Annotated in this window: 5 protein-coding genes and 1 pseudogene; 3 read left to right on the forward strand and 3 right to left on the reverse strand. The window is 73.5% G+C overall.

The annotated features are described in order from the left end of the window. Positions 1-95 precede the first annotated feature (95 nt). Together ABZ281_RS40865 and ABZ281_RS40870 are read right to left on the reverse strand one after the other, a co-directional pair. Positions 96-524, reverse strand: a pseudogene (locus ABZ281_RS40865) (molecular chaperone TorD family protein); the annotation flags it as partial. A gap of 134 nt (positions 525-658) precedes the next feature. Next, positions 659-1,522, reverse strand: coding sequence for a helix-turn-helix transcriptional regulator (locus ABZ281_RS40870; RefSeq protein WP_356663030.1), 864 nt, complete (start codon positions 1,520-1,522; stop codon positions 659-661). A 242-nt stretch (positions 1,523-1,764) separates the two neighbouring features. Between ABZ281_RS40870 and ABZ281_RS40875 the strand changes: the two genes are divergently transcribed. Next, positions 1,765-2,190, forward strand: coding sequence for a hypothetical protein (locus ABZ281_RS40875; protein WP_356663031.1), 426 nt, complete (start codon positions 1,765-1,767; stop codon positions 2,188-2,190). Here the strand turns inward: ABZ281_RS40875 and ABZ281_RS40880 are convergent. After that, entirely contained in the window at positions 2,172-2,978 is an 807-nt protein-coding gene (locus ABZ281_RS40880; RefSeq protein WP_356663032.1) for a helix-turn-helix transcriptional regulator, read from the reverse strand. The genes ABZ281_RS40875 and ABZ281_RS40880 overlap by 19 nt on opposite strands. A gap of 128 nt (positions 2,979-3,106) precedes the next feature. Between ABZ281_RS40880 and ABZ281_RS40885 the strand changes: the two genes are divergently transcribed. Continuing rightward, positions 3,107-3,412 (forward strand): 4a-hydroxytetrahydrobiopterin dehydratase, encoded by a 306-nt coding sequence (locus ABZ281_RS40885; protein WP_298552392.1) that lies wholly within the window; start codon positions 3,107-3,109, stop codon positions 3,410-3,412. 4 nt (positions 3,413-3,416) lie between these two features. Next, on the forward strand, positions 3,417-4,036 hold a 620-nt coding region (locus ABZ281_RS40890), incomplete at its 3' end, for a class I SAM-dependent methyltransferase (RefSeq protein WP_356663033.1).

Raw genomic sequence — 4,036 nt, forward strand, 5'->3', positions numbered from 1 at the left:
TCGGTTGCTGGCGTGGGGCGGGGAGCCGTGCTTCGGGGGGCGGGGAGGCCCGGATTCTCGGACTGGTGGGGCGCGGGCGCAATGGGGCGGCCCCCCGCGTCCAGGACCGTCGCGTACGGCGTGCCGAAGTCGGTGAGCTTCGAGCGGAGCTGGTCCAGGCCGTGGCGGTGTTCCGTCAGCAACTCGTCGCTGCCGGTGCGGGACGCGAACTCCAGGACCGCCGGCAGGAAGTCCGGCGGTTCCTCGCCGGTGGTCTCCAGGCCGTGCGCGCGGTACAGCTCCTCGGAGGGCGCCGGGGCGGCCTCGCGCCAGACGCTCAGGTACAGGCTGTGGTCCTGCCCGGCCTCGAACACCTCGACGTAGTGCGCGGCCAGTTCCATCGGCGGGGTGACGGCCGCGTGGTCGGCGAACTCCCTCAGCTGCGGGGCCGCTTCGCGCAGCAGCGGCAGCCGGGCGCGGAAGTCGTCGTCGGGGTACATCAGGCACAGCGCCGCCGCCTGGTACAGCACCTCGAATCCGGGCATCGGACCTCCTTCGCGTGCGCTCTCTTGCCTGCCCCGTCATCCCGACGCTAGGGGCGGGCGGGGGAGCACACCTGCCGACGGCGCCCGTACGGGTCAGAGCCCGTGCCATGACGTCGGGGCGGGAGGCCGGGAGCTCAGTAGTGCTCGCGGTACTCCCGCAGCAGCTCCTCGGTGCGCTGTGCGGAGCCCGCCCGGGCCGTCATGTGGTCCAGCACCTCCAGGTGCGCCGAGACCTCCTTGCGGGAGTCCAGGTACAGCGCGCCGGTCAGATACTCGGTGAAGACCATGTCGGGCAGTTCCGGCTCGGCGAAGCGGAACAGCGAGAAGGGGGCGTAGGTCCCCGGATGCGGGCCGTCGGCGAACTCGGCGATCTGCAGGGTGACCCGGTCCCGCGCGGCGTATTCCAGCAGCTTGTCCAGCTGGTCGCGCATCACCCGTCCGTCCGCGCTCACCGGGCGGCGCAGCACCGTCTCGTCCATGATGACCCACAGGTGCGGCGGGTTCCGGCGGTCCAGGAGCCGCTGCCGCTCCATGCGCAGCGACACATGCCGGTCCACGGCCTCCGGCCCGGCGTTCGCGATGGTGCCGGACTGCATCACGGCCCGCGCGTACCCCTCGGTCTGCAGCAGTCCCGGCACGAAGTGCGGCTCGTACGACCGGATGATCCGGGCGGCGCCCTCCAGGCTCACGTACAGGCTGAACCACTCCGGCAGCACGTCGTGGAACCGCTGCCACCAGCCCGGCCGGTTCGCCTCCTCGGCGAGGTCGACGAACGTGGTCACCTCGTCCTCGGCCACCCCGTACGCCGTCAGCAGGATCTGCACGTACGGGATCTTCAGCGCGACGTCCGCGGTCTCCATCCGCCGGACGGTCGCGGGCGCGACCCGCAGTACCTTCGCGGCCTCGTCACGACTGAGGCCCGCGGCCTCGCGCAGCTCCTGCAACCGCTTGCCCAGGACCACCTGGCCCACGGTGGGTGCGGCCCGCCGTTCACTCACGCCAAGCCTCCCCAACGCGCCCAAGCCTGTGATCAGTCTGTCACGTCCGGTCGGCGGTATCACAGGGCTCGCACCGAGAAGATCCCCCGGAAACGGAGGATCGGGCCGGGCATGACCCCGCGGGTAATCGACCGGACGCCGCCGGAACGGGATCGTGAACCTACCGGCTCCCGGGCCGGCGCGCTCCGGCCCGGGACCCGGCCCCAGCCACCGCACCACGACCCGACGGAGGGTGATCCCCCATGTCCGCGATCCAGCTCGCCGCACTCGCCCGGACCTCCGAGCCGCAGTCGATGCTGCGCCGCTTCTTCGCCCTGGACGCCGTCGTGACCGGCGGCAACGCGCTCGCCTACCTGGCGTTCTCCGGCCCGCTGGGGCGGTTCCTCGGCGCCGATGCCACGCTGCTGCTCGCCCTGGGCGCGTTCCTCGCCCCCTACGCGGCGTGCGTGGGCCTGCTGGCCGCCCGCAGGCAGCCGCCGGCGCTCGGTGTGCGGGCCGTCGTCGAGGCCAACCTCGCCTGGGCGGCGGTGAGCCTGGTGGCCCTGGCCCTATGGCTCACGCCGAGCGCGCCGGGCGCCGTGTGGACGGTGCTCCAGGCCCTGGTCGTGGCCGCGTTCGCCGTCCTCCAGCACATGACCCTGAAGGCCCGTCAGGGCATCAGCGTCTGAAGGTACTTGACCGTCGCCGGGTCGGCCGGGAGCAGCGTCTCGATGGCCAGCTCGGCGACCGTCACGTCCATCGGCGTGTTGAACGTGGAGATCGAGGAGATGAACGACAGCGTCCGCCCCTCGTGCTCGATCCGCAGCGGCAGCGCGAAGTACGGCACCGGCTCGGACAGCTCGTCCGCCGGCTCCGCCTCGGGCACCGGATACGCCGCCACCTCCTCGTACAGTGCCCGCAGCGGCCCCGAGCGGTGCAGCGCGATCTGCCGCTCCATCTGCTCCAGCAGATGCCCCCGCCAGGCGTGCAGATTGCGGATGCGCGGTGCGAGGCCCTGCGGGTGCAGCGCCAGCCGCATCGCGTTCAGCGGCGGCTCCAGCAGCGACTCACCGACGCCGTCGAGCAGCGTCATGATCCCCCGGTTGGCGGCCACCACGTTGTACAGGGCGTCCACCACCAGCGCCGGATACGGCTCGTAGCCGCTGATCAGCCGCTCGATGCCGTCGCGCAGCGCGCCCAGCGCCGGGTCGTCCAGCGGGGTCTCCGGATAGCGCGGGGCGTAACCGGCCGCCAGCAGCAGCGCGTTGCGCTCCCGCACGGGGACGTCCAGATGCTCGGCCAGCCGCAGCACCATCTCCTCGCTGGGCCGGGAGCGGCCGGTCTCGACGAAGCTGATGTGCCGGGCCGAGGAGTCCGCGCGCAGGGCCAGCTCCAGCTGGCTGACCCGCCGCTGCTCCCGCCAGGCCCGCAGCAGCGGGCCCACGCCCTGCTCGGCGGTGGACGGGTGAGCGGTCATGCCGGGACCGTAGTCGAGAACCGGTCGTCCCGGACAGATGCACCCTTCTGACCAGGGCTTCGGCCGCCCAACTGTGGCAGGCTGAGAGGACACCGAGGACACCGCGGCCCACGGAAGGAGCGCAGCCCATGCCCGTCGAACCGCTGTCGCAGAAGGAGGTCGAGGACCGGCTGGCCGAGCTGCCGGGCTGGTCGCTCGACAGGGACCACCTCATCCGCTCCTACCGGCTCGGCTCGCACTTCGCGGCGACGGCGATGGTCGTGCACATCGCCCAGGTCCAGGAGGAACTGAACCACCACTCCGACCTCACGCTCGGTTACAACACCGTCTCGCTGGCCGTGCACACGCACAGCGCGGGCGGCGCCGTCACCGAGAAGGACTTCGAGCTCGCCCGCAGGGTGGAGGACCTCGCCCCCGGGCACGGGGCACACTGACCGGGTGCTCGACTACGACAAGGAAGCGGAGCGGTACGACGCCTCGCGCGGCGGCGAGCCCCGGGCGGCCGCCGCCGCGGAAGCCGTGCTGCGCCTCGTACCGCCCGACACGCGTCGTCTGCTCGACGTCGCCTGCGGCACCGGCATCGTGACCCGCCGGCTCGCGGTCACCCGCGACGGCATGCGGGTGACCGGCGTCGACCTCGCCCCCGCGATGGCCCGGCAGGCCTCCACCCGGCTCCCGGGCGCCGTCGTGCGCGCCGACAGCCGCCGGCTGCCGTTCCGGGACGGGCAGTTCGACGCCGTGTGCAGTGTGTGGCTGCTGCACCTGGCCGCCGGGCCCGCCGAGGTGCGGAGCATCGTCGGCGAGTGCGCCCGGGTGCTGCGCCCCGGCGGGGTCTACGTCACCACGGTCGACAAGGCCGCCTCCCACAACGTCGGCAGTGACATCGATGTCGTCCTGTCCTCCCGGCCGCCCAGCCCGGTCCGGGACGCGGGGGCGCGCGGCGTGGGGGCGGCCCCCGCCCGCCCGCAGCGGGCCCCCCGCGCCGCCCGCAGCACCGGGGCCGGCCCCCGCCGCGGGCCCCCCCCCCCCCACGCCCACCACCCCCCGGGCCGGGTCGT

This window comes from Streptomyces sp. NPDC006265, from assembly GCF_040613555.1.
In the GTDB taxonomy this organism is placed as follows: Bacteria; Actinomycetota; Actinomycetes; order Streptomycetales; family Streptomycetaceae; genus Streptomyces.

Coding starts and splice junctions, on each gene's coding strand:
- ABZ281_RS40875 (WP_356663031.1), top strand. CDS start 1,765: ATGTCCGCGATCCAGCTCGCCGCACTCGCCCGGACCTCCGAGCCGCAG.
- ABZ281_RS40880 (WP_356663032.1), bottom strand. CDS start 2,978: ATGACCGCTCACCCGTCCACCGCCGAGCAGGGCGTGGGCCCGCTGCTG.
- ABZ281_RS40885 (WP_298552392.1), top strand. CDS start 3,107: ATGCCCGTCGAACCGCTGTCGCAGAAGGAGGTCGAGGACCGGCTGGCC.